The organism is Marinobacter vulgaris (genome assembly GCF_003344045.1).
GTDB classification, from domain to species: Bacteria; Pseudomonadota; Gammaproteobacteria; order Pseudomonadales; family Oleiphilaceae; genus Marinobacter; species Marinobacter vulgaris.
The window spans coordinates 22,759-45,034 of the sequence record NZ_QFWX01000006.1 but is presented as its reverse complement, the minus strand read 5'-3'; the positions used below and the strand labels follow the sequence as shown (position 1 = coordinate 45,034).

Below are 22,276 nucleotides of genomic sequence, written 5' to 3'. Positions count from 1 at the left end.
TCGCCTGCTCAGAAGTATCCCAGCAGTCTCCCAAGGAGCAGCGCACTTAACCAGGCCACCAGAGACAACGCAGCCCCTGCCCTTAGGGAGAAAGGCATGGGGGCCTTCATCGGGAAACTTCGTATATCCTGGCGCTTCAAAACCCGCCCCAGGATCAACGCGTTCGACACACCCAGCAGGACCAACGCCATTTTCGCCTGAAACAACAGCGATGCGGCATAGTCCACGGCCGCCGTAGCGAATAACAACACTCCACAGACAACCGCAAAACCCAGACCAATCGCCGACGTGACCCGCAGCACATCGACAAATACCATCACGGGGTAATGTCGCCAGAGCCCCAGCAAACGCAAATCCAGCGGCACAATGCCGCCGACCAGCATCGAAATCCCGAGAATATGGCCGGCGTTTACCAGCGGGTACATGTACGTTGAGTTGCGCAAGGCCGAGACGAAAGCCAGGTTCTCGACAGAGACCAGCGCCTGCTCAATCATCCCCGCGCTCAGGACGTGCGGCCGGGATACAAGTCGTAGTCTTCCTCGTTGATCACTACCCGTTCAGCCTTGATCAGCCGTTCGCCTTCCTTCGCGGAGCGATGCCCATGCACGGTAATTTCACGCCCCTGGATCAACATCTCTGCGCTGAGCCCAACACGGTCGTTACGCCAGGGCTGACCAACTTCCACAACCCATTCCTCGCCATCCACGTCTATGGTGACCTCGCCATGGGGATTACCCAGGCGCACAGACTGGATGACACCGGTGATTTCAAATTCTTCATCCGTTGCCCAGGCCCAACCGTGATGAGCGTGGACAGCAGAGGCAGCGAGAAAAGCAGCAAGGACAGCAAAACCGAGCAGGTAGGTAAAACGAACGTGGGGCATATCCAATCCTCTTGTGGCGGATTTATCCGGGTAATCCAAACCGTAAGTTCCATAACTCAGTATATTAGACAATCGGGATATGGCGGAACTGGGGGCGGCTATCGTTATTATTGGAGTTATGCATCATAAATTGCGTTCATTGAAAACTGATGAGCCCGATCCATGACCATCGACCGTGAACGCCTGGCAGCCCTTGCCGCGAAACCCCACTTCCATCGGGGCAGGTATCATAACCTGGAGCGCATACCCCATCGTGGTCTGGGGGACCTCCTTCGCTGGCAACTCGCTCCCGGCCGCCGCTTCCCGCAGGGTAAACGCTATACGGTGCTGCGCCCGGATGCGCACTTGCTGATGAAACCGCCGGAAGCTCCGCAGCTGACCTGGCTGGGGCATGCCTCATTCCTGTTCCAATACCGGGGCCTGAACGTACTGACAGACCCGGTGCTGTCGGATCGTGCCAGCCCCTTCCGGCTGGTCGGGCCAAAGCGGTTCACACCCCCCGCCCTGACGGTGGCAGACATGCCGCCCATCCACTTGGTGCTGATTTCCCACAATCACTACGACCATCTCGATGAAGCAACCGTACACCAGTTGCACCGACGTTTCGGGGATAACCTGTGCTTCTGTATTCCCATGGATCTGCGACGCTGGTTCGAGAAGCGCGGCATCCACAACCTGGTGGAACTGGACTGGTGGCAATCCGCGCCCCTGGCCGGCGCAAATAAAGTGTTCTGCCTCCCGGCCCAGCACTTCAGCGGCCGAACCGCTACCGACACCAACACCTCGCTCTGGTGTAGCTGGCTCCTGGAAATGGATGGCTTTAGGTTCTATTTCGGCGGTGATACCGGTTATGGCGAAGTATTTCGCGACATTGGCGAGCTATTCGCGCCCATTGACCTGGCGTTGCTCCCCATCGGCGCCTACGACCCACGCTGGTTCATGGCCCCGGTGCACGTGGCGCCGGAGGAAGCGGTCAGGATTCACCAGGATATTGGCGCCCGCCAGTCGGTAGCCATGCACTGGGGCACCTTCGTACTCACCGATGAACCCATGGACGAGCCACCCCGGCGACTGCGGCTGGCATTGGAGAGACAGGGCCTGAGTGAGTCGGTGTTCCGGATCATGCAACATGGGGAAGCTTGGTCGCCGGAGTGACCGACTTTCAGAGCGGGGACATCATCACGCTCACCGATAAAATAGATCTGTCCCGGTTTTCCATTTCAGATTTTCCCGTGTAACAAACTGCTATCACCGTTGTCGTAGTGCATGTAGCTCCAATACAACAGTGAGAATGACATGAACAGGCTCCTCTTAGTGCTGATCGCCACGGCCCTGATTTTCACAACCACCGCATGGGCTTCCGAGCCACCGGTCTATACCGGTCTTCTCAGCAATACCGGCGCAGGCGGGTACGACACCGTCAGTTACTTCGAAACAGGGAAACCCACAAAAGGCTCCAGCGATTTCACTACCCAGTGGCAGGGGGCCAACTGGCGTTTTGCCAACGCCGAGAATCTTGCCCGCTTCGAAGCCAACCCTGAACGCTATGCGCCCGCCTATGGCGGCTATTGCGCCTGGGCGGTGAGCCAGGGCTATCTTGCAAAAGGGGACCCGAAGCACTGGAATATCCGGAATGGCCGGCTATACCTGAACTACAACCAGTCCGTGCAGGATAAATGGCTGGACGACGCCGACGGGTTTATTCGCCAGGCGGATGCGAATTGGCCCAAGGTTCTGGATTAGTTGGGAAAACCGGGACAGATCTATTTACCGGATTAATCAAACCGAGAGCTCGATGATTTCACCAACCACACCGATAAGAGAGATCTGTCCCAGTTTTCAGCAGCTCCCCCGCGAGAGAAAAATTTCTATTGGACTATGACCTCAAACTCGCCAGTTTCGCTATCCTCGACCACCTCTACATCAAACATTATATGAGAGGGATTGTCGCCCGTTGGCGGTCCGAGCGTTACACTTCGTGTCCCGAGAACACCATCACGAAACGAAGCAATCTGAAGACTCGCGGTCCGACCATCGGCTCGATCATAGTTTGCGATACCTACCTGATAGGTGCCGGCTTGCAGCTTCTCAGCTTCACAAGCGGCAAAATAGTGTTCTGGGCCATTTGCGACCGTGTTATCAACATCCAGGTACCCGGAAGTGCCCGTCATCGCCTGATAAAACACATGGGATCCAGACGGTTCATACACATGAAGGTCAACATCGCCCGCGCCATTCCATGTGAGCGTCGCAGTGAAAAACCCAGTTTCAGCTTCAAACTCTGTTTCCGGAGGTTGCAGGTTAGCAAGCTCAGTTTCGATATTCTGAACTACAGCCGCACCTAAACCGAGAGCAGGATTCAGATATATTTCCAGAAGCCCGTGACCAAGAATGTCGGTTTGCCCATTAAGGCCACCCGGGCGATTAAGGTACCCGGGGATGATATCTGTTATGCCGACCACGCTGCCGGACGCCCGCAAGGCATTAATGACGAGATCTTTGTCAGCAAGCCGATGGGGGCCATTAGTGGTTGGAGATGCTGGTGCTATGTGGACGAGATTCAGTGCTTCGTTGTCTATTTTGTCACTGGCATAACCATAAGCCGAGTTCGCGAACAGATTACCCTGTGAGTGGGCCACCATAAGGATCTGCTTACCTTCGACGATCCAGGTATCGACCCGGGACTGATGCTCTGAGTAATTAGTAATAGTGGGTGGGTTCCCAGCAAGGGAAGTCAGAGACTGGACGATCTTTGCCTGGTACCAGTTAATGAAATCGTCGCGTGTTTCAGGGAGTGTGGTCGCTAATTCAGCCAGCCTTTGCCACCATTTGCCACCACCGTTGATGATTTCGAGAGCCAGCTCATATCGGCCGGCAAGAATCTGTTCCTGCTCAAGGACGCGCTGCTCGAAAGTCTCCACAAAGTCGTCAAGACCATCTGTATAGTTGTACATCACTTCGTAGCGGATGTTCTCTCCATCGGCCCGCTCATTCCCATGAATTCTACGAAACTCATTCAGTGCTCGGTTGGCTTCGCCAATGGTTGTCTGCACTCCATTGAAAAACGCAAAGATAATTCCCGAATCCCTACAAAAATTACGTGCTTCGTAGGGCTGCGCAAACGCATTGAGAGATGTTGAGGTAATGATGAATAAAGAAATCGCAAAACTCAGAAACGTCCGTGTTGGTTTACTCACAGCTACTTCCCTCCGGCAGTGACCAGGAAGCGCCATCAAGTGCCTTGTTAAACTCCATGTACTTTTTCAGGCGACTGGCGGTATTGAAAGTAATGGCCTCAAGATCTCTTGAAACCTCAGCAGGCTCGGATCCCGATCCAGGTACTTCAAACACCTCATAGATACAGGCTGTTGCCCGGGAAATCTTCTGGTTGGTCTGGCGTACAGCCGTGGAAGAAAGGAGGTCAGTATTCAGCACTGCCTGATTGGCTCGGGCGGCCTGATTGGCGGCACTAATGTGGGAACTCTCAGAGAAATGGTTTGAAATGTAGTCGTCTACATCATCCCGAATGCCATTGTTATCAACGTCCGCACCTTCGAGATCCGAGCCCCGAGCAAGTTTGGGAATAGCGCCGGAGTTTTCCAGTTCCTGAACAGTAGTGGGGTTGTCGTCGGTTGGGGTATCGGCGTCGCTGCTTTCGTCGTTCGAACACGCTACGAGCGCCAACACCAGGGGCAGGCAAAACAGTCCCTTATTCATTATCAGCTCCATTGAAATGTAAGGTTCGTCATTGAACCGTCGCTATAATACACATTTTGATTTGTAAGGCTCAACCGGGCGATCTGCGATCAGTTCAAGTCCCCGCCTCGCCCGAAGTCGGCGGCGCTGAGACTAGCGAGCAGCCCCGTCGTCGAGCATTTTCCCTGACTGCGGAGAGGTCAACAGAGCGGGTAAGCTGGAAAAATAATCTGGAAGTTTTAGGTCTGATCAAAGAGCAGGAATGCTAAAAGCCTTACGCTTCATTCGCCTTCCGATAGTTGCCCTGATAATCAAAAATCCTTTCCTGCACCTGCCAATAATGCTTCTGCTTGCGGGCAATCACAAAATCCGGCGCAGAGAGCAAGGCCTGTACCTCAAGCACCTCATCCACCCTGCTGAACACTTTTGGGGCCTGGCCATTCGCGAAACGACGCCCGAACAGTTTGTTGAAGACGCTGCGCTGTGCCGGCTTGCTGAAATCAAAAGACTCGCTGAGCTCTTCCCCATCTTCACCGTGATAGGTGATCCTCAGTTTGCTGCCATCAGCACGCAGCGATATCCCCGCACAACGGATCACCATGGCATCCTTGAGCTTCAGCGCATCTCTCAACTGATCATCCGGGTCTATGACGGCTGTGTGGCACTGGTGACAGTTGCGGGCCGCGATATCATTCTCGCTACCGCAGTGTGGGCACTCCTTGAAACGGAAACGGTAATCGCACTGTTGCCGGCGCCCGTTCTGCACGGCGGGTTCATCCCCTTCCGCAGCGCCCAGCAGGCCCTGGCACCGGCGACCGTAATGCTCTATAACACCACCTTCGCTATCGGTTTTGCCCCAGAAAATATTGGCAAAACCACAGCCCGGGCAGAACACCTGCACCGGCTCACTGTCGGGGTTTGGTTTCGGCTCCCCCACCTCCGGGTGATAGAGATTTACATGGTTACCCGCGTAATCAATCACCAGACAATCCTGTTTGCCTTCGTCCAGGCGAAGGCCACGGCCCACGATCTGCTGATACAGGCTGACCGACTGAGTAGGACGAAGAATGGCGATGAAGTCCACATGGGGCGCATCAAAGCCCGTGGTGAACACGGACACATTCACCAGGTACTTCAACTGCCGCTGCTTGAATCGCTGGATCAGCAGATCCCGATCCTTCAGATCGGTCGCGCCCGTTACCAGCGCAGTCTGGTGCTCCGGCAGATAACCGGTGATTTCCCACGCATGATCCACCGTTGCCGCAAAGATCATCACTCCCTTGCGCTCAACGGCCAGTTCCATCACCTGTTCAATGATGGCGCGGGTCACACGCTGGTGTTTGCCCAGCAGCTGGTTGACGTCTTTCTCGGCGTATTCGCCAAAGCGGTCCTGAGGCAGCGCGGAGAAATCGTATTGCGTCACTGCCGCATTCACCAACTCAGGCCGGGTGAGATAGCCCCGGTTGATCATGTAGCTCAACGGCAGTTCATAGATGCAATTCACGAAGGGCTTATCCTGATCTTCACCAGAGCCGCGGACAAAGCCCCGGTAGTGATAGCGATAGATCCAGCCCATGGCCAGCCGATAGGGAGTGGCGGTCAGCCCGAGGACTTTAAGGGAGTCATTCTGTTGCCGCAGCAGCTCAATGATCCTCTGATACTGGCTGGTTTCCTCACCGCTGACCCGGTGGCACTCATCGATGATAACCAGCGAGTACTCATCCCGGAACTGATCCAGGTTCGCCGATACCGACTGCACGCTGGCGAAGGTCACCTGGTGCCCGCGCTCCTTGCGTTTCAGCCCGGCGGAGAAAATGCCGCCCATTAGCCCGTAACTCTGGTATTTGGCGTGATTCTGCTCGACCAGCTCTTTTACGTGGGTCAGCACCAGAATCCTGCGCCGGGCAAGGCGGGCCAACTCAGCAATGACCAGGCTTTTACCGGCACCGGTTGGCAGCACAATAACGGCAGACTCATCCGATTTTCGGAAATGGTCCAGCGTGGCATCGACGGCTTCCTGCTGGTAGGGCCGGAGTTTGAAAGGAGCATTCATTTTTCGGTGCTTAATCATTTTCAGGGTGAAAAGTGGGCCATACTAGCAAATGCGGTTGCCGTTACCCGTAAGCTAAACAATAAATCTGCCCCCGGTTTTCCCTATGAGCAGCGCAGCCCCAGAGCTATCCACCACACCGGATCCCGCTGACAACGGGCTATCCCGCCAGGAAGCCAGTGCACGCCTGGAGAAATTTGGTTACAACCAGCTGCCTGCCCCGCCCATGCCAGGTGTAGTGCAGCTGTTTGCGCGGCAATTCCTCAGTCCTTTCATTTACATCCTGCTGATCGCTTCCGCGGTATCATTTGCACTCGGCCAGAACCCCAGCGGAGTTTTCATCCTGATTGTCCTGCTGATCAATGCGGTTATCGGCACGGTCCAGGAGTTTTCGGCCCAGAAAGCGGCCGCCGCGTTGAAGCAAATGATGAAAGGCACAGCCCATGTACTTAGGGATGGCCAAATTGTAACCGTTGAAGTTGAAGAGATCGTTCCAGGCGATGTTGTTCTGCTTTCCTCAGGGGACAAGGTGCCGGCCGATATCCAGCTGCTCAGCACCAGCAGCCTGGCGGTGGATGAATCCATGCTGACGGGGGAATCCCTGGCGGTTGCCAAGAATGCCGGTACGGCAAGCGACGACGGCACGCCGCTCACAGAGCGCGTTGACCAGTGCTTTGCAGGCAGCATCATCACCCACGGGCGCGGACGCGGCCGGGTGATAGCCACCGCCTCGAATACCCAGCTTGGCAGGATTGCCCAGGGAGTCACCGGCAAAACCTCTGCCGAACCGCCGCTGATGATTCGGATCCGCAAGTTCACCTACCAGGTTGCCTTCGGTATTCTGGTGGCCATTGCCGCCCTGGCCTGCCTGATGATCCTGGATGGCGGTTACTCCATCGAAGACATGGTTCTGATGACCATCGGCCTGGCGGTGTCGGTGATTCCCGAGGGCCTGCCTGCGGCACTGACCGTCGCCCTCGCCATCGGCATGAGCCGGATGGCAAAGCGCAATGTGATCATCCGCAAGCTGGTGGCGGTGGAAGCCCTGGGGTCCTGCACCCTCATCTGCTCCGACAAGACCGGCACCCTGACCGTCAACGAACTCACTATTCGCAAGGTAATGCTGCCTGATGGACGCCAGTTCGATGTCTCTGGCGAGGGCGTCGCCCCTGGAGGTGAGATCACAGGCCACACCGGAGCCCAGGTGGATACGGGCCCGGATGCACTCAGGGAGCTCTGTGTCGCAGGCGTACTCGCCAATGAAAGTCACCTGGACTACAGCGGCGGCGAATGGGTTTCCCAGGGTGATATCGTGGACATCGCCTTCCTGGTCATGGCCAAGAAGCTGGGCATGTCCATCACCGACCTGCGAACCCGGCAGGAGCAGGTGGCGCTGATCCCCTATGAGTCGGAAAAGGCTTACAGCGGCGTGGTCAACCGGGTTGGCGATCAAACCGTCATCTACGCCAAGGGCAGCCCTGAAAAGATGCTGGCCATGTGCAACCGGATGGCAACCGCTGATGGCTCTGCGGTAATCGACAAACCAGCCCTCGAAGGCCAGTTCACCGAGCTCGCTTCCCGGGGCTATCGGATTATAGCCCTGGCCAAGAAAACCTCGTCATCCGGCGACCATGAGATGGCCGATATGATCTTTCTCGGGATGGTCGCCATGATTGACCCGCTTCGCCATGAAGCCTTTGATGCCATCGAAAAATGCCGCACCGGCGGTATTGAGGTGGCCATGGTCACGGGCGACCATCCCGCTACCGCAAAATCGATCGCCCTGGAACTGGGCCTGTGTGACGCGGACGCAACGGTTGTCACGGGCCCCATGCTTGATGAAGCCAGCACGGAGGGCCAATTTGCCGTCGACCAGCTCATTCGCCAGGCCCGGGTTTTCGCCCGCATCGAACCCGCCAGGAAAGCCCAGATTGTGGACAGCTTCATGCGGGACGGGCACTTTGTCGCGGTCACCGGGGATGGCGTCAACGATGCTCCGGCCATGCGGCAGGCCCACGCAGGAATCGCCATGGGCAAGCGCGGCACGGATGTGGCCAAGGAAACGGCGGACCTCATCGTTACCGATGACAATTTTTCCTCCATTGTCGACGGCATCGAGGAAGGACGTGTGGTTTACAACAACATCCGCAAGGTTATCGGGCTGCTGGTTGCCACGGGTTTCTCGGCGATCCTGCTTTTCTTCTTCTGTGTACTGGCCGGTCTGCCAATGCCCATGATCGCGGTGCAGTTACTCTGGCTTAACCTGGTTGCGAACGGCTTCCAGGACGTGGCCCTGGCCTTTGAACCCAAGGAAGGCGGTGAATTGTCGGTAAAGCCGCGCTCGCCCCAAGAGCCCGTGTTCGATAGACCGATCATTGAGCATGTATTGGTGGTGGGATCATGGATGGGTCTCGTGGCTTTCCTCAATTTCCAGTGGACGCTCGAACAGGGCCAGAGTATCGAGGAAGCCCGTAACCTGACGCTGATGCTGATGGTGCTCTTCGGCAACATTCACGCGCTGAACAGCCGCTCGGAGTTCCGCTCGCTTTTCAGCATCCCTCTGCTCCGTAATCCTTTCCTGATGCTGGCTGTTCCCCTCGCGCAACTGGCCCACATTGGTGCCATGTACACCCCGGTGCTTTCCGATGTCCTGCAGATTCAGCCGATTTCAGTGGAGGAATGGCTGCAGTTGCTCGCATTCGCCATGAGCCTTCTCGGTGTGGCGGAACTGCACAAGGCCCTGATCAGGAGGCGGCGAGCCCGTGCCAGCTCAGCGGGAAGCGCAATAATCGAGTAGCCGGTCAACATGATCATCATGGAGATGAACTACCCCCAGGGCGGTCACTGGCGTTATGTCGCCATAGCCCTGTTCCTGATTCAGTGAGGGCACCCCGAAGGGTGCCCATGGAGGTCGCGGGACATAGTCTCAGCCCGCGGGCCGGCCCTGATCGGGCTGGCTATAGTCGCAGACCCCGTCCGGGAAAATTGCGTTCAGACGGGTGATTTGCTCGGCTGTAAACGAGACAGCCCCATAGGTACCGTCCGATAGAGCGGTATCTACCGATTTCAGGCTGCACTTGAAAACGCTGCCTTCAATGGAACCACCCGCTTCCATCCTCGACGTGGTGTAGGTCTGGAACCGGTTGGTACAGGTTCCCGACGCCTCATCATCCAGGATGCCGTTCCAAACTGTATCACCGGCATCGATTAACGTGCCGTCCGTGTTGAAACAGGCGTCCCGTGCTTCCATCGGGCGGTTAGCGGCGATGCCCAACCCCGGATCCTGCTGAATGTTAGTGATCCAGTCGTGCAGTACTTCCAGCGCCATCCATGTCTGATTGAACTCCTCCCGGGGTTCCGGTTCATCCGGATCTGAGTAGTCCGTTGGCCGAGCGTCCGTAAACCAGATGACCTGATTGCCGGCATCGCCCATCCGGTTAATGATGCGCTGGCGGGCAGAGAAGGACTGATGGCTGTTGTGCATGTCCAGCACCTCCTCCAGATAATGCCGCCAGTCGATGACCGGCATATTAAGCTGACCATCGAACACCAGACCAGAGTTATAGGCGGCGCGGATGGCCTCCAAATCACCCTCGGTACGGGGTGCAGGTGTTGCCCCACCGTCCGGGCTCAGATTCATGTTGCGCGAACTCCAGGGATCAAAGGTCGTCGGATCCGCCAATACGTCGGAAACCGAACCCAGGAACGGAAAGCCCTCCTGGACCATCTCCGAAGGCTGCTTCCATCCTCCCACCTGAGCGTTGAGCTTGAGGAACTCCTGCCTGGTGACATTGCCTTCCCTGAGCGCCTTGAGGCCATACTGCACGCCAACGTTGTCGAACAGGGTCCGGGGCTCCCCGTTTTCATCCACGCCATAGATGTTTTTCGCGTCCGAGTAGTGAGTCCAGCGCACATCATCCATAACGCCTTCGGGCTGCATCAGTTCCTGATTCTCAGCCCAGCCAAAGTGCGGGTTCATCACAAGCGGCGTCAGCCCACGCCAGGCCGGAATGCACTCGGTCATGCCGGGCGCGGTGCTATAGCCCAGCATCTGCTTGATCTGGGCAAACGGATCGGGGTACTGATCGTTGGAATTCAGGCCCACCAGCCAACTTCTGTTGGACGTGGTCTGCCACTTGGAATTGCCCCGGTCGGTAGCATCCATGTAATACTCCAACAGCTCACAATCCCCGATGTGAATGGTCTGAGTCACCATGTCCGGATAGGAATACTGGGGCACACCGCCATCCAGCAAATCCGGATGATTCTGTGAGTAGACATACTGCTGGATGCCACCACCAGAGCCGCCGATCGCCACGGTATAATCCGGCATGCCAAAGCGCTTGATGAAATGCTCCTTCACCATGAGCGCAGTCTCACCACCCACCTGCAGGTTGTAATGGGGGCTGGTGCGAGTGCCGGTGGAGTAGATCACGGCATAACCCTTCTGCAACGTATCCGGCTGCAACGCCCGGCTGTTGCTGATTGAGCCTTGGGAATGGCCAATCCCCACACCGCCCTGGAAGTGGAACAACAGCCTTCCATTCCAGTTCGCGGTAGATGCTTCCCAGGGCTGGTCGCCCGCCTCGGCAAGGGTCGCGAAACTGTAAATGAAGCGGTTGATGGTGCCCCGCTCCTGGCGAACGATAAAGTCCACGGTGCGGCCATCCGTCAGTTGCGCTTTGGCCATATCGTCCGGGCGACTGCCGTCATCCGGCAATATCGCCCAGCTCCCGCCGGTGGTGCGGTACACAAAGGTGACATAGGATTCAATAGAGCAGTCTCGGCTCAGGCCAACCTGGCTGCCCTGCTCATCCAGGACAGGAAAACCTGTGTTGCCATCGGTATCCACAAGAGGCTGCTTTCCCAGTTCCGTGGTGACAGTACATACAAACGGGTACTGCTGGGGCCCGGAGAAAATGGGGCCAGTAACGGGGTAAGCCGTGAGATCGACGGACGCAAGTGGCCCCTGCCTGCGATGGTGGAGCTCCAGCCGGTTCTCGCCTTCCCGCAGGCCGGACACCAACACCTCATGCCCATGGCGCCCGGCCCGAATCTCCGGGTTGACGGGCTGGCCATTCAACCAGAATGTCAGTTGTCGCAGACGTGACTTCACCGCCGGCTTTGACCCAATGGGGTGGTCCTTGAACAAGACCTGTACCAGCACATCCTCACCAGTCACCTGGTCTGGCGAGCTGGAAAGCACTTTCAGATCGTAGTCGGGGGTGGCCGCATGGCCTGTAAGCGGCAGCCAGGCCACCGCCAGGATGATAATCAGGGGTGTGAACAGCAGCTTCAACCTCATGGTGAATTCCCTCTCTCCAGTTTTTTTAGAGAAGCGCATTCATCAATATGGTTCAACCTGTACGAAAAGCAAACAACCCATGACAACCGGAGCTCCGTCCGGACACCTCAGCCTTGCCAGTAAGCCTTACTGCGCTCATCCATCGGAAAGAAATGCTCGATCCGCAAACTCTGAGCGGTGACATCCAGGGGCGTGCCGATGGTTGCGATGGTGGAGAAGATCCTGAGCTGTTGGTCCCCCAGGTTCAAGGCAAAAGGAATCGCCGGGTAGTCCAGGTGCTCCACCACGTGGCTTTTCCAGTTTTTTGGAACGCCGGGCACAGTCAGTGCCTGCTCCAGCAATCGATTGAGGTGATCCCATGAAAAACCTGGTTCGTCGATTCAGCGTTAAACAAATCCTCCTGGGCGATGTAGCCCTATCCACGCCCCTCGCGTTGGCGCTCATTCTGGCTGCAGAGCCTATCGCCCAATGGGCGGGTGGCCCCGGTGCAACCTTTTACCTGGTGGCCGGCATTGTGATGCTGCTGTCGTGCGTGAATATGGCCGCCATGGCGTTCAATGAAAGGTGGCAGGAGAAATTCCTCAACCTGATGATTGCTGGCGATGTAACCTGGAGCCTGCTGTCTTTTGCCCTGATGGTGTGGTTTGCAGGCAGCTTGCAGCCCCTGGGCTGGGTGCTGTTCGCCCTGAACGTGCTGGTTCCACTGGACATGGCGTGGATGAAACGGGTTGATGGCAGCAAGCCTCAGCGGCCTGCGTTCGGATAATGCTCCGTCCCCCAACCTGATCACGTGTGGGGCTGAACGTACCTTGCCAGCCACACGGGCGTTCAAAGCAGCGCACAGGTTGCAGGGCCTAATCGTTCAATGATGCCCACCCGGCCCATGGGCGTGGCCGTGGGCCAACTCTTCCGCGTCAGCATCGCGCACTTCGATAACTTCAATATCGAAGGTCAGCGTTTTACCGGCCATCGGATGGTTGGTGTCGACATCGGCAAACTTGTGGCCGACCTTGGCGACCATCACATGGCGCGGGCCCTTCTCGGTTTTCACCTGGGCAATCATGCCCGGCTTCCAGCGTTTGGCGCCCATCAAATGCTTGATCGGCACCCGCTGGATGGCATCGGCCTTGCGCGGACCATAGGCTTTTTCCGGAGTGACGGTAGCGCTGAACGTATCGCCGGCCTCGCGGCCTTCCAGGGCTTCTTCCAGCCCCTTGATAATGCCCCCGCGGCCATGCAGGTAGGCATTCGGCTCGCCGCCACGGGAGTTTTCAACTTCGTTGCCCTGTTCATCACGAACGCTGTAGTGGAACAGGACCACCTGATCTTTTTTAATGGGCATAGATATCTCTTCAAGAATTCATGAAACGCCAGTATAGACTGCCGCAGCATTTGCCCCGGCAGCCCCCTGCAAATTGTCTTGCCTGGCCGCACACCCAGCGGCGATCTCCCGCCAGGCGGCTGGATGTCCTTACATCAAGTCATCCAATATTTCCTGCACATGCTCGGCCGGTTTGACCTTGCCGTAATGGCGCAGAACCACTCCCTTCTCATCAATCAGAAATGACTCCCGGTTAACGGACATCACTTGTTTACCGTACATATTTTTCTGCTTGAGCACTTCGTATCGGTTCACCACCACTTCTTCCGGATCCGCCAGAATCGGAAAGTTCAGCGATTCTTTACGGGCGAACTTCTGGTGTGAACTGACCGTGTCCCGGCTCACACCCAGTACCTGCACGCCATGACGACCGAGCTCGTCCAAACAGTCCCGAAATTGCTGCGCTTCGATGGTGCAGCCGGGCGTGTTGTCACGCGGGTAGAAGTAGAGCAAGACTTTCTGCCCCTGATAATCCGACAGAGTATGTTCCTTGTTTTCCTGGTCTTGCAGCGTGAAATCAGGTGCGGTTTTACCTTCCCAGCTCATCGGGGTTTTCCTCCTCAAACAATAGGTGTGCCATTATAGCCAGCAACGGCAGTGACTGCAGTGGTGGGAACCACCCGTGAGAATAAGGGAGCGACAGGATGCCGGATCTGAACGAAGCCATGATGAACAACCACTCCTTCTGGCAATACAAATACGGCGACTATTCCGCGAACGCCGCACTTCCCCCGGGTTCCCATGAAACCGACGTGCTGGTCATTGGAGCGGGCTACACCGGCCTGACCTGCGCACGGGAAGTCCGCAAAGACGACCATACAAAGCGCGTGATGGTGTTTGATGCCAACGAAATAGGCTTTGGCGCGTCCGGCCGCAATGGCGGTTTCAACATGACGTTGTTCGGCATTGAGCCAGAGGTGACCATGCTACGCTGGGGAAAAGAAAAAACCCGCGAAGCCCAGAGCTATATGCAAAAAGCCGTGCAGTATGTGAAGGACCTGATCGAAGCTGAAAAGCTGGATTCCGATTACCAACACACAGGCATGCTGAGAATTGCCTATACCAATAAACAGGCACACCGATTAAAGAAAACCTACGCCCTGCTATCTGACATCACCAAGCCCGGCAGCTTTGAATATTGGAGTGGTAAAGAAACGCAAAAACGAGTGAATTGCCCGCACATCAAGGCTGCCATCTTTGAACCGGGAACCGGCATCCTGGATCCGTGCAAGCATGTACGCTCACTAAAAATGCTGGCCGAGCGGGAAGGCGCTGAGATCTTCGAGAACACCAGAGTCATAGGCCTATCCCGGCAGAGCGGCGCAAGCGTGGTGCAGACGGATGTCGCCACGATCAGGGCGAAAAAGCTGGTCATCGCCACCAATGCCTGGACCCACAAGTTGAAGACGTCCCCCAAGGTTGCCAACGTCCAGGCGCCGGTATGGACCTACCAAATCGTGACAGCCCCCTTAACGCCAGAACAATGGAAACGCATCAACTGGAAGGAAAGGATGTCGATTGAGGACAACCGCCAACTCGTCCATTACATGCGAATCACCACATGCGGCCGGATCACCATGGGCGGGGGCAGCATCGGCGTTGAATATAACGACAGGAAAATGGCGTTGTGGAAGAACGAAAAAGTATGGCGTGCCCTGGAACGGCATCTGAAATGGATGTTCCCTGCCCTTGCAGATATCGACATTCACTACAAATGGGGTGGATGTATTTCAGCCAACGTCGATATGACCCCTGAGATCGGGTTTATTGGCGACAGCAACATCATCTACGCGACCGGCTGCATCGGCCACGGCGTGTCGCTAACCCAGCTCAATGGAAGACTGATAGCCGACCTGGTTCTGGGGAGGGAAACCGGCCTGGCCAAATTCTGGATCGTGAACCGCAGGGCAATTCCTTTGCCACCGGGTAAGATGCTGCGTTTCGCCGGGATCAAGTTTATTGAAGGCGTCTTGAATGCGGTTGACTGGTATGAAGAAGGTGGTTCGAAGAAGCCGCGAAACTGAATCTGTCGCGGTTTTCACAAGCCTGTCTGTCAGTGGATTAATGGAAAACCGGAAGCTGCCGCCCAAGAAACTCAAGCTGGTCTTCTATGGACTGAGCCAGAGCCTCGCCCCGATACACGTCAAAATGCCCGACCGAATAGTGCTTCACTTCCGAGTTCGGCATTTTTTCGGCCGCTTTGGCCGCGGCATTCGCCGGAGCGACCGTATCGCGATCGCAAATCTGCACCAGTGCCGGACAGATGACTTTGCTGGCAAGGCGGGTGGGCCGGAAAAGAGGGATCGTATAACTCACGCCCGCCGCAACGTAGTTCGGCGCATTATCGGCCAACAAGGGAACATACCCGTCCCGGCAATCATCAGCTGTCATCATGCCTAACTCCCCGGGACGGCCCGCAGAGGCGATATATCGTGGAGACATCCCCAGTCCACGGCGAATCCAGTCAACCGTTCCATGCCAGGTCAGACGCAGCGCCTGCGTGATGCCGGCATAACCGATTACGCCCAGCAAAGACGCCAGACCATCCATCATCGGGCATTGGGAGATGGTGCACTGCACATTTCCATCCTTTGCCGCGGCAGCAATCACGAGACCGCCAGAAAACGACGTTCCCCACAGGCAAATGCGGCTTCCGTCGATACGATCCAGCTTCCGTGCAAAACACAGGGCCGCCAGCCAGTCAGCCACTTCCTTGCGGGGGCTCAGCGTCTGGCGAGGCTGGCCATCACTTTCACCGAAATGCCGGTAGTCAAAAGCAAAGACCGCATAGCCCGCCTGGCAGAAGGCTTCTTTGAACGATGCAAGACCGCTGGCATGGGTCAGCCCAAAACCATGCGCCATCACGATACACGGCAAATTCCGGCTGTCAGCATCCGGGGTATAAAGAACACCGCGGCAGGTTATACTCTGGCTCTGGAATTCCAGTGGCATTTCGATCATGTTCAATCTCCTGTTTGTTGTCCTGTTCATCCTTGACGCTGCAGTCGGATTCATCATAGACAGCCGTCACCATTCAGGCTAGAAACCAGATCTTTCCCGGTTTTCGCCGGGCAGACCTGTTCTCAAACTCCAAGCCTCGGACCTATTACTGTGAGCACCTTCCATCGAAGTGAGAAAAGCCGAGCCAAACCTGTTCGCAAAGGCCTGCACCCAAGGAATCTGCACAACCAGGGCTATGACTTCCCGGCTCTCGTTAAAAGCCACCCGGCACTGGCCTCCCATGTGAAAGCGAACGCTCATGGCGGCCTTTCCATCGATTTCGCAGACCCATCGGCGGTAAAAGCCCTTAACGCCGCGCTATTGAGCCGGTACTACAACATTGTCGATTGGGATATTCCAGAGGGTGCACTTTGCCCGCCAATACCGGGCAGAGCCGACTATATCCATTACATGGCGGACCTGCTCGGTTCAGGGCTTGAACAGCCCGGCATCAAGCTGCTCGATATAGGGACCGGAGCCAATGGAATCTACCCGCTACTGGCCTGTCAGATTTACGGCTGGCAGTGCGTCGGCAGCGACATTAACACTCAGTCGCTTAAAAACGTAGCCACGATTATCGCCAACAATCCCGCACTCAAAGAACGCTTCACGCTGCGCACGCAGCACGACAAAAACCACATGTTTGAAGGGATCATTCAAGCCGGGGAATTCTTCGACGTCAGCGTCTGCAACCCACCTTTTCACGCCTCGCCCGATGAAGCAGTGAAAGGCAGCCGACTTAAACACAACAACCTTGCCCGTAGCCGCGGTGAACAAAAAGCAAAAACCGCATCTCCCACCCTGAACTTTGGCGGGCTGGGAGCAGAGCTTTGGTGTAAGGGAGGTGAACAGCTGTTTCTGAAAAAGCTGATCAGAGAAAGCCAGGCGTATTCAACTCAATGCCGCTGGTTCACCAGCCTGGTTTCAAAAGCCGACAATATTAAGCCTGCAAAGAAGTTGATCGGTAAGCTTGGTGCCGTTGATATGCGGGAAATAGAGATGAAGCAGGGAAACAAGATTACCAGGGTCCTGGCCTGGACATTCATCTGAGCCACCCCGGAGATGACGCCTGTTTATGTTGCCTGAAAATAGATAGAGCATGAATCTGGCCTGAACCTGCTAGCCCTGAAGGGCAAGCGGTTCCGAATGAGGAATCCAGTGAGGGCGCGCCCGAGAAAAATAAATCCCGGTTTTTTCACATTCGTGTAATTCTCAATTTTTACTCTTGTATCAACACACCGATTACTACAATGTTTCAAAGGACCAGCTTGATATCGAAGCCCCTCCCATCGGGGACACAGGACGATGCCCTCTCGAGATAAAATAACGCAACCGGATGCCGTCCCGTTCCGGGCCATGACGCTATTCCTGGTACTGACCTTCGCCATCGCCTGGGGAATCCTAGCTGCCTTTATCTTTCTTCCGGAGACTATGGTTGGCCTGTTCGGCGAAATTACCGGCCAGCACCCTCTGTTCTATCTTGCTGTCTGGGCACCGGCCATATCGGCGTTTATTGTGGTTTTTCGATGGTCCGGCCTGGAAGGATTGCGCAGGCACATCGGGCGCGCCCTGCTATGGCGCTGCTCATGGCACTGGTATACTTTTTTGTTGCTCGGAGTCCCCCTCGTATTCTTTGCGGGTTCACTCCTCAAGGGAAACCTCCCGGATTTTGTCTTTCCCTTTAGTTCAGCTTCCTCCTTCCTGATCGCGCTTGGGTTTATTGCCACAAAAGGCCCGATCGAGGAGTTTGGCTGGCGTGGATTGGCGCTGCCACTGCTCCAGCGCAAGATGGCCCCCATCTGGGCGGCCCTCATTATTGGCGTAATCTGGGGCCTTTGGCACACACCGGCTTTCCTTCTGAGCGGCACCGAGCAAAGTGCCTGGTCATTCTTGCCCTTCTTCACCGGCACCATCGCCCTGAGCGTTATTGTCACGCCGCTATTCAATGCGTCCCGGGGAAGCATTTTCCTTCCCGCGCTGTTTCACTTCATCCTCATCAATCCCGTCTGGCCAGATGCCCAGCCCTACGACACCTATCTCTTTGCGCTGGTTGCCCTCGTTATCGTATGGCTGAACCACAAGACCATGTTCACGCGCAAATGCAGCATTACCCAAGTCGTTCCTGCACGCGGGGGCGGACCTATTGCCAGGAACTGAGTGATCGCTCCCCGGGTACAGTTCGAGCCTCCGTCACTACGCCGGGCACGGGGTTACCATTGCCTTTCAGGTGAATAGTGATCGTATATCTGAAAACGACTTGTCTGAAATCGAACAGTGCCTTGCCAGCGTAGTTCTCTCCGGTGGGCAAGACACTGGCTGTATACCTCAGGCCTATTGATACCCGATCCGTCGCAATCCCGGAGTTCTGAAATGAAAAAGTACCTCGCCCTTCCCGCCCTGTTCATCGCATTGCCCGGCTATGCGCAATTCGCGCCTCAGGAGGGTATCAGTGGAGAGATCTCATTGAACGCGGGGGTTATCTCTTCAACTTCCAACTTTAACGTCGACGGTGACGCAACCATCGATTCCCTGGACAACAAGGCACAAAGCGAGTCAGAAGGCCTGATAGCGCCGCTTGGCAACATTGCCTATACCTTTGGCGAGAACCTGGGGCAGCAGATCTATTTTGGCACCACGCGGGAAGATATTGCCGTTGGCACACTGGCCGTTCAGCTTGGATATAAACACCAACTCGGCTCCGGCACGGTTGTGGATGTTTCCTTTTTACCGACGGTGATATCCGGGGAAACCTGGCAGAATCCCTATCAGCTCAACACAGCCCGAAAAGAGACGGACGTTACAGGCAATGCCTACCGCCTGCAGCTGAATAGCATCTCGGGATCCGGCTTCAGTGTCGATCTCGCCTACGCCATCTCAGATGTCGAGGATGATATCAACGCCGGCACGGACCTGGCCCGCGATGCTGAAAGCTACTACGCAAAAAGCAGCTACCGCTTTACGGTCTCGCCCACCAGCTTCGTCATACCCTCTGCCGTTTACATCCAACATGATGCTGATGGCAGTGCCAACAGCTTCGACTCCTACGGTGCCGAAGTCAGTTGGCTCAATCTTCTGGGCAGGCACATCCTGGTGTTAACGGCGGGGTACGCCAGTCGGGACTACGACAGCGCGAGCACGCTGTTCAACAAAAAGCGTTCGGATGACGAATTCAGCCTGTTCGCAGCCTACGAATACGCGGAATTCATGGGATGGAAAGATTGGTCGTTCATTTCCTTTGCCGGCTATGACGACACCCAATCCAACCTGACTTTCTATGATGAGTCTTCCTATCTGTTTGCCGTAGGTCTTAACTACAAGTTCTGAACAGGCCTGGCCGGGGAAAAGGGGCACAATTATCCTGGCCTGTCCTGGCAGTCCCCCTCTGTTGTTACTAAGATTGATGAAGTGGCAGTCCCACTTTGGCCCCATGGAAGGAGGTGCCGTATGACACGCATCCGATGCCCGTCGCAAGCTGTTATCCAGGCCCGGCCGCCCTGGTGCGTATACCTCATGATGGTTGTCGGCCTGTCCCTGCTGCCTGCACTGACCTGGGCTCGGGCGGACCTGATGATCGGACTTGAAGCGCCGGATAACGCCAACGCCGGCGACGATATCGGCACTTCCCTTACCCTGAATGTCATCAACCGCGGCGATCGCCTGGCCCGGGGGACCCGATCGTCCGACAATGGCTATATGATCGACATTTTCATCACCCGTGGAAGCATGCCCGCCGGCTATGCCCGTTACGATGAACACTACTTCGATGGCGTACTGCTCAAGGGCGGGCGCGTCAGCAATACCGATGATTTACCCCCACTGCAACGCGCTAGCTATCAGACCTCCGCAATACTGCCAACGGACATTCCACCCGGCCGTTACCAGCTCTGCGCCCGTGTAGACCCGGGAAATAAAATCCCCGAGGCCAGGGAAGACAACAATACTTACTGCCAAAGCCTTTCGATTAACCTGTCTCCCATGCTGATTCGGGCCCTGCCGGGATTCGAAATGCTCCTGCCCGAGCATCGGGACCGGGAACTGCGCGTCATCGAAACGGAACAGGTCGACCTCGCTCCGCCTCCCGCCACGCCGGAGACGCCGGTCGAGACATCCGACGCTACACGAACCATTCTTGAAGACGGGTCTATAGTCCTGACATGGCCGGACGGCTCAAAACGGCGCCTGAGGCCGGACGGCCTGGTTGAATACGTCAGTCCCGATGGCACCATAATGTCTCCCATAGCCATCCAGGTTGAGGTCGCCGATTTGCCGGAGCTGCCCGAGGAATTGAGCGGCTGGGGCAGCTTCCTCTCCAACGACCTGCTGGCGATCCTCGGCAACATCCTGACCGACGCCGAACTCGAGGCCTACCAGCAAACTGAAGCCGACAAAGGCTATTACGAACGCATCAACTGGCGCCTGCGCAGCATCAAGTTTCTGACCGCTCTGGAGAACGATGAATGATGCGGCTCTGGCATGCATTAATCGTGAGTGGCCTGTTGTTGGGACCCATGTCGACGGCCCTGGGCGAGGACAGTGACAACACCCCCGAACCGGCGGATACTTCACGGATCGATGCCATGGAAGCCGCCCTCGAAGCGGAAGACAATCAGAACGGATCCCGACCCCTGCAGGCCCCGGCAATGATCTCTGGCGAGTTACTGGATGCCGAAGGGCTAGCCGCCATGCAGGCCGCCCTCAAGGGCTACTACGACTACCGCACCGAAGGATACGACCACCGTCAACGCGTCTTCGAGTGGCAGTTGTTGTCGTCGCGGATCATCTTTGTCGTTGTCATCGCCCTGGTTGGAGCCGGCATCTATTTTTCATGGCTGCAGTTCCGGGCGGACCTGAAAAAGACCGGCAACGAGGGGGCCCGGGGCGTCTCCACGCTGGAAGCGTCGACCTCCGGCATCAAGGTCAGTTCACCGGTGCTGGGTGTAGTCATCCTGGTGATCTCGCTGCTGTTCTTCTATCTGTACCTGCAATATGTCTACCCGATTGAGGAAATACTCTAAAACCGGACCCACTCTACTATTGCCCTCCAATCCCGGGCAGAGCCGACTATCTCCATTTTATGGCGGACCCACTGGACACGGAGCTGGCATTTTCAGACGATGACGAAAAACCCGACCGCGGTCAGCAAATTTACAAGGCCAACCGCGAACTGATGGACAGCTGCGATGCCGTCATCGCCAACCTTACGCCCTTCCGCGGCATCAGCGCCGACCCGGGCACGGTATACGAAGTGGGCTATATGATCGGACAGGGCAAGCCCGCCTTCGGATTCACCCTGAACAGCCGTCGCTACCGGGAACGGACGGGCTCAATCGGTCTGGACAAACTGGGCCACACCATTGAGGACTTTGAGATGAGTGACAACCTGATGATCGAAGGCGGTATCAACGATTCCGGTGGTCAGCTAGTCGTGGCCGAGCAGTCAAGCGAACACCCGTTCTTCTCGGCGGAACTGTTCCGCCGCTGCGTGCAGGCGCTGGCCCATGCCTGAACAAACCCCATTACAAACCCTGTTCGACACCCTCCCCCAAACCGGCCGGGTGGAATGGATCGGCATTCGCCCCGCCCGTGGTGAGGCCATGGAAGCGCTCGACAGCGTAGCGGTCAACCCAGGCAAAGGCCTGGAAGGTGACCGCTTCAAAGGCCGCGAGACCAGCAAGCGGCAGGTGACCCTAATCCAGAAAGAACACCTGCAAGCCATCGCCTCCTGCCTGCACCGGGAGGCCATCGCACCCGAAGTTTTCCGCCGCAACATCGTGATCTCTGGCCTGAACCTGCTGGCCCTGAAAGGCAAGCGATTCCGCATCGGTAATGTGGTGCTGGAATACACCGGCCTTTGCCACCCCTGCAGCAAAATGGAAACGGCGCTGGGGCCCGGCGGTTACAACGCCATGCGCGGGCATGGGGGTATTACGACGCGAGTGGTTGAAGGGGGGTGACATTGCC

The 22,276-nt window shown here is 56.5% G+C and carries 22 protein-coding genes; 12 read left to right on the top strand and 10 right to left on the bottom strand.

Features of this window, described 5'->3' with window-relative positions; genetic code table 11:
- Nucleotides 1-8: 8 nt before the first annotated feature.
- Both DIT71_RS13570 and DIT71_RS13565 read right to left on the bottom strand, forming a co-directional pair.
- Nucleotides 9-494, bottom strand: coding sequence for a hypothetical protein (locus tag DIT71_RS13570; RefSeq protein WP_114613770.1), 486 nt, complete (start codon nucleotides 492-494; stop codon nucleotides 9-11).
- An 8-nt stretch (nucleotides 495-502) separates the two neighbouring features.
- The gene (locus DIT71_RS13565) at nucleotides 503-883 is read right to left on the bottom strand and encodes a DUF6152 family protein (protein ID WP_114613769.1); all 381 of its coding nucleotides are present in this window, start codon (nucleotides 881-883) and stop codon (nucleotides 503-505) included.
- A 162-nt stretch (nucleotides 884-1,045) separates the two neighbouring features.
- Between DIT71_RS13565 and DIT71_RS13560 the strand changes: the two genes are divergently transcribed.
- Entirely contained in the window at nucleotides 1,046-2,038 is a 993-nt protein-coding gene (locus DIT71_RS13560; protein WP_114613768.1) for an MBL fold metallo-hydrolase, read from the top strand.
- Between the two features lie 141 nt (nucleotides 2,039-2,179).
- Entirely contained in the window at nucleotides 2,180-2,626 is a 447-nt protein-coding gene (locus DIT71_RS13555) for a YHS domain-containing (seleno)protein (RefSeq protein ID WP_114613767.1), read from the top strand.
- A 125-nt stretch (nucleotides 2,627-2,751) separates the two neighbouring features.
- Here DIT71_RS13555 and DIT71_RS13550 read toward each other — a convergent pair whose 3' ends face one another.
- From DIT71_RS13550 to DIT71_RS13540, 3 genes are all read right to left on the bottom strand, one after another.
- Nucleotides 2,752-4,080 carry a hypothetical protein gene (locus tag DIT71_RS13550; protein WP_114613766.1) on the bottom strand — a complete coding sequence of 443 codons (1,329 nt, stop codon included), beginning with the start codon at nucleotides 4,078-4,080 and terminating at the stop codon, nucleotides 2,752-2,754.
- Complete coding sequence (locus DIT71_RS13545) at nucleotides 4,073-4,600, bottom strand: hypothetical protein (protein WP_114613765.1); 528 nt, start codon at nucleotides 4,598-4,600, stop codon at nucleotides 4,073-4,075. Before DIT71_RS13545 ends, DIT71_RS13550 begins: the two co-directional genes overlap by 8 nt.
- A gap of 253 nt (nucleotides 4,601-4,853) precedes the next feature.
- Nucleotides 4,854-6,632, bottom strand: a complete 1,779-nt coding sequence (locus DIT71_RS13540; protein WP_114613764.1) for a DEAD/DEAH box helicase — start codon at nucleotides 6,630-6,632, stop codon at nucleotides 4,854-4,856.
- Between the two features lie 103 nt (nucleotides 6,633-6,735).
- Here DIT71_RS13540 and DIT71_RS13535 point away from each other — a divergent pair, with 103 nt between their 5' ends.
- A complete protein-coding gene (locus tag DIT71_RS13535; RefSeq protein WP_114613763.1) occupies nucleotides 6,736-9,426 on the top strand; it encodes a cation-translocating P-type ATPase in 2,691 nt (896 codons plus the stop codon).
- Between the two features lie 129 nt (nucleotides 9,427-9,555).
- Here the strand turns inward: DIT71_RS13535 and DIT71_RS13530 are convergent, their stop codons facing one another.
- On the bottom strand, nucleotides 9,556-11,934 hold the full coding sequence (locus tag DIT71_RS13530) for a DUF6351 family protein (protein ID WP_114613762.1): 2,379 nt from the start codon (nucleotides 11,932-11,934) through the stop codon (nucleotides 9,556-9,558).
- 107 nt (nucleotides 11,935-12,041) lie between these two features.
- Entirely contained in the window at nucleotides 12,042-12,254 is a 213-nt protein-coding gene (locus DIT71_RS13525; protein WP_227538123.1) for a hypothetical protein, read from the bottom strand.
- 38 nt (nucleotides 12,255-12,292) lie between these two features.
- Between DIT71_RS13525 and DIT71_RS13520 the strand changes: the two genes are divergently transcribed.
- Nucleotides 12,293-12,700, top strand: coding sequence for a hypothetical protein (locus DIT71_RS13520; protein ID WP_114613761.1), 408 nt, complete (start codon nucleotides 12,293-12,295; stop codon nucleotides 12,698-12,700).
- 96 nt (nucleotides 12,701-12,796) lie between these two features.
- Here DIT71_RS13520 and DIT71_RS13515 read toward each other — a convergent pair whose 3' ends face one another.
- Nucleotides 12,797-13,276, bottom strand: coding sequence for an FKBP-type peptidyl-prolyl cis-trans isomerase (locus DIT71_RS13515; RefSeq protein ID WP_114613760.1), 480 nt, complete (start codon nucleotides 13,274-13,276; stop codon nucleotides 12,797-12,799).
- A gap of 129 nt (nucleotides 13,277-13,405) precedes the next feature.
- Nucleotides 13,406-13,861, bottom strand: a complete 456-nt coding sequence (gene bcp / locus DIT71_RS13510; protein WP_114613759.1) for a thioredoxin-dependent thiol peroxidase — start codon at nucleotides 13,859-13,861, stop codon at nucleotides 13,406-13,408.
- Nucleotides 13,862-13,959: 98 nt separating this feature from the next.
- On the opposite strand from bcp, the gene DIT71_RS13505 reads away from it, so the two are divergent.
- A complete protein-coding gene (locus DIT71_RS13505; protein ID WP_114613758.1) occupies nucleotides 13,960-15,339 on the top strand; it encodes an NAD(P)/FAD-dependent oxidoreductase in 1,380 nt (459 codons plus the stop codon).
- Nucleotides 15,340-15,376: 37 nt separating this feature from the next.
- Here DIT71_RS13505 and DIT71_RS13500 read toward each other — a convergent pair whose 3' ends face one another.
- A complete protein-coding gene (locus DIT71_RS13500) occupies nucleotides 15,377-16,333 on the bottom strand; it encodes an alpha/beta hydrolase (protein ID WP_227538122.1) in 957 nt (318 codons plus the stop codon).
- A gap of 93 nt (nucleotides 16,334-16,426) precedes the next feature.
- On the opposite strand from DIT71_RS13500, the gene rlmF reads away from it, so the two are divergent.
- From rlmF to DIT71_RS13465, 7 genes are all read left to right on the top strand, one after another.
- Entirely contained in the window at nucleotides 16,427-17,365 is a 939-nt protein-coding gene (gene rlmF / locus DIT71_RS13495) for a 23S rRNA (adenine(1618)-N(6))-methyltransferase RlmF (RefSeq protein WP_114613756.1), read from the top strand.
- Nucleotides 17,366-17,671: 306 nt separating this feature from the next.
- Nucleotides 17,672-18,472 carry a CPBP family intramembrane glutamic endopeptidase gene (locus tag DIT71_RS13490; RefSeq protein ID WP_208727693.1) on the top strand — a complete coding sequence of 267 codons (801 nt, stop codon included), beginning with the start codon at nucleotides 17,672-17,674 and terminating at the stop codon, nucleotides 18,470-18,472.
- Between the two features lie 213 nt (nucleotides 18,473-18,685).
- Complete coding sequence (locus DIT71_RS13485) at nucleotides 18,686-19,639, top strand: DUF2860 domain-containing protein (protein ID WP_114613754.1); 954 nt, start codon at nucleotides 18,686-18,688, stop codon at nucleotides 19,637-19,639.
- A gap of 120 nt (nucleotides 19,640-19,759) precedes the next feature.
- A complete protein-coding gene (locus DIT71_RS13480; protein ID WP_114613753.1) occupies nucleotides 19,760-20,776 on the top strand; it encodes a CARDB domain-containing protein in 1,017 nt (338 codons plus the stop codon).
- Nucleotides 20,773-21,330 carry a hypothetical protein gene (locus tag DIT71_RS13475; protein WP_114613752.1) on the top strand — a complete coding sequence of 186 codons (558 nt, stop codon included), beginning with the start codon at nucleotides 20,773-20,775 and terminating at the stop codon, nucleotides 21,328-21,330. Before DIT71_RS13480 ends, DIT71_RS13475 begins: the two co-directional genes overlap by 4 nt.
- 59 nt (nucleotides 21,331-21,389) lie before the next feature.
- Nucleotides 21,390-21,821 (top strand): nucleoside 2-deoxyribosyltransferase, encoded by a 432-nt coding sequence (locus tag DIT71_RS13470; RefSeq protein ID WP_114613751.1) that lies wholly within the window; start codon nucleotides 21,390-21,392, stop codon nucleotides 21,819-21,821.
- Nucleotides 21,814-22,269 carry an MOSC domain-containing protein gene (locus DIT71_RS13465; RefSeq protein ID WP_114613750.1) on the top strand — a complete coding sequence of 152 codons (456 nt, stop codon included), beginning with the start codon at nucleotides 21,814-21,816 and terminating at the stop codon, nucleotides 22,267-22,269. Before DIT71_RS13470 ends, DIT71_RS13465 begins: the two co-directional genes overlap by 8 nt.
- Nucleotides 22,270-22,276: the final 7 nt, after the last annotated feature.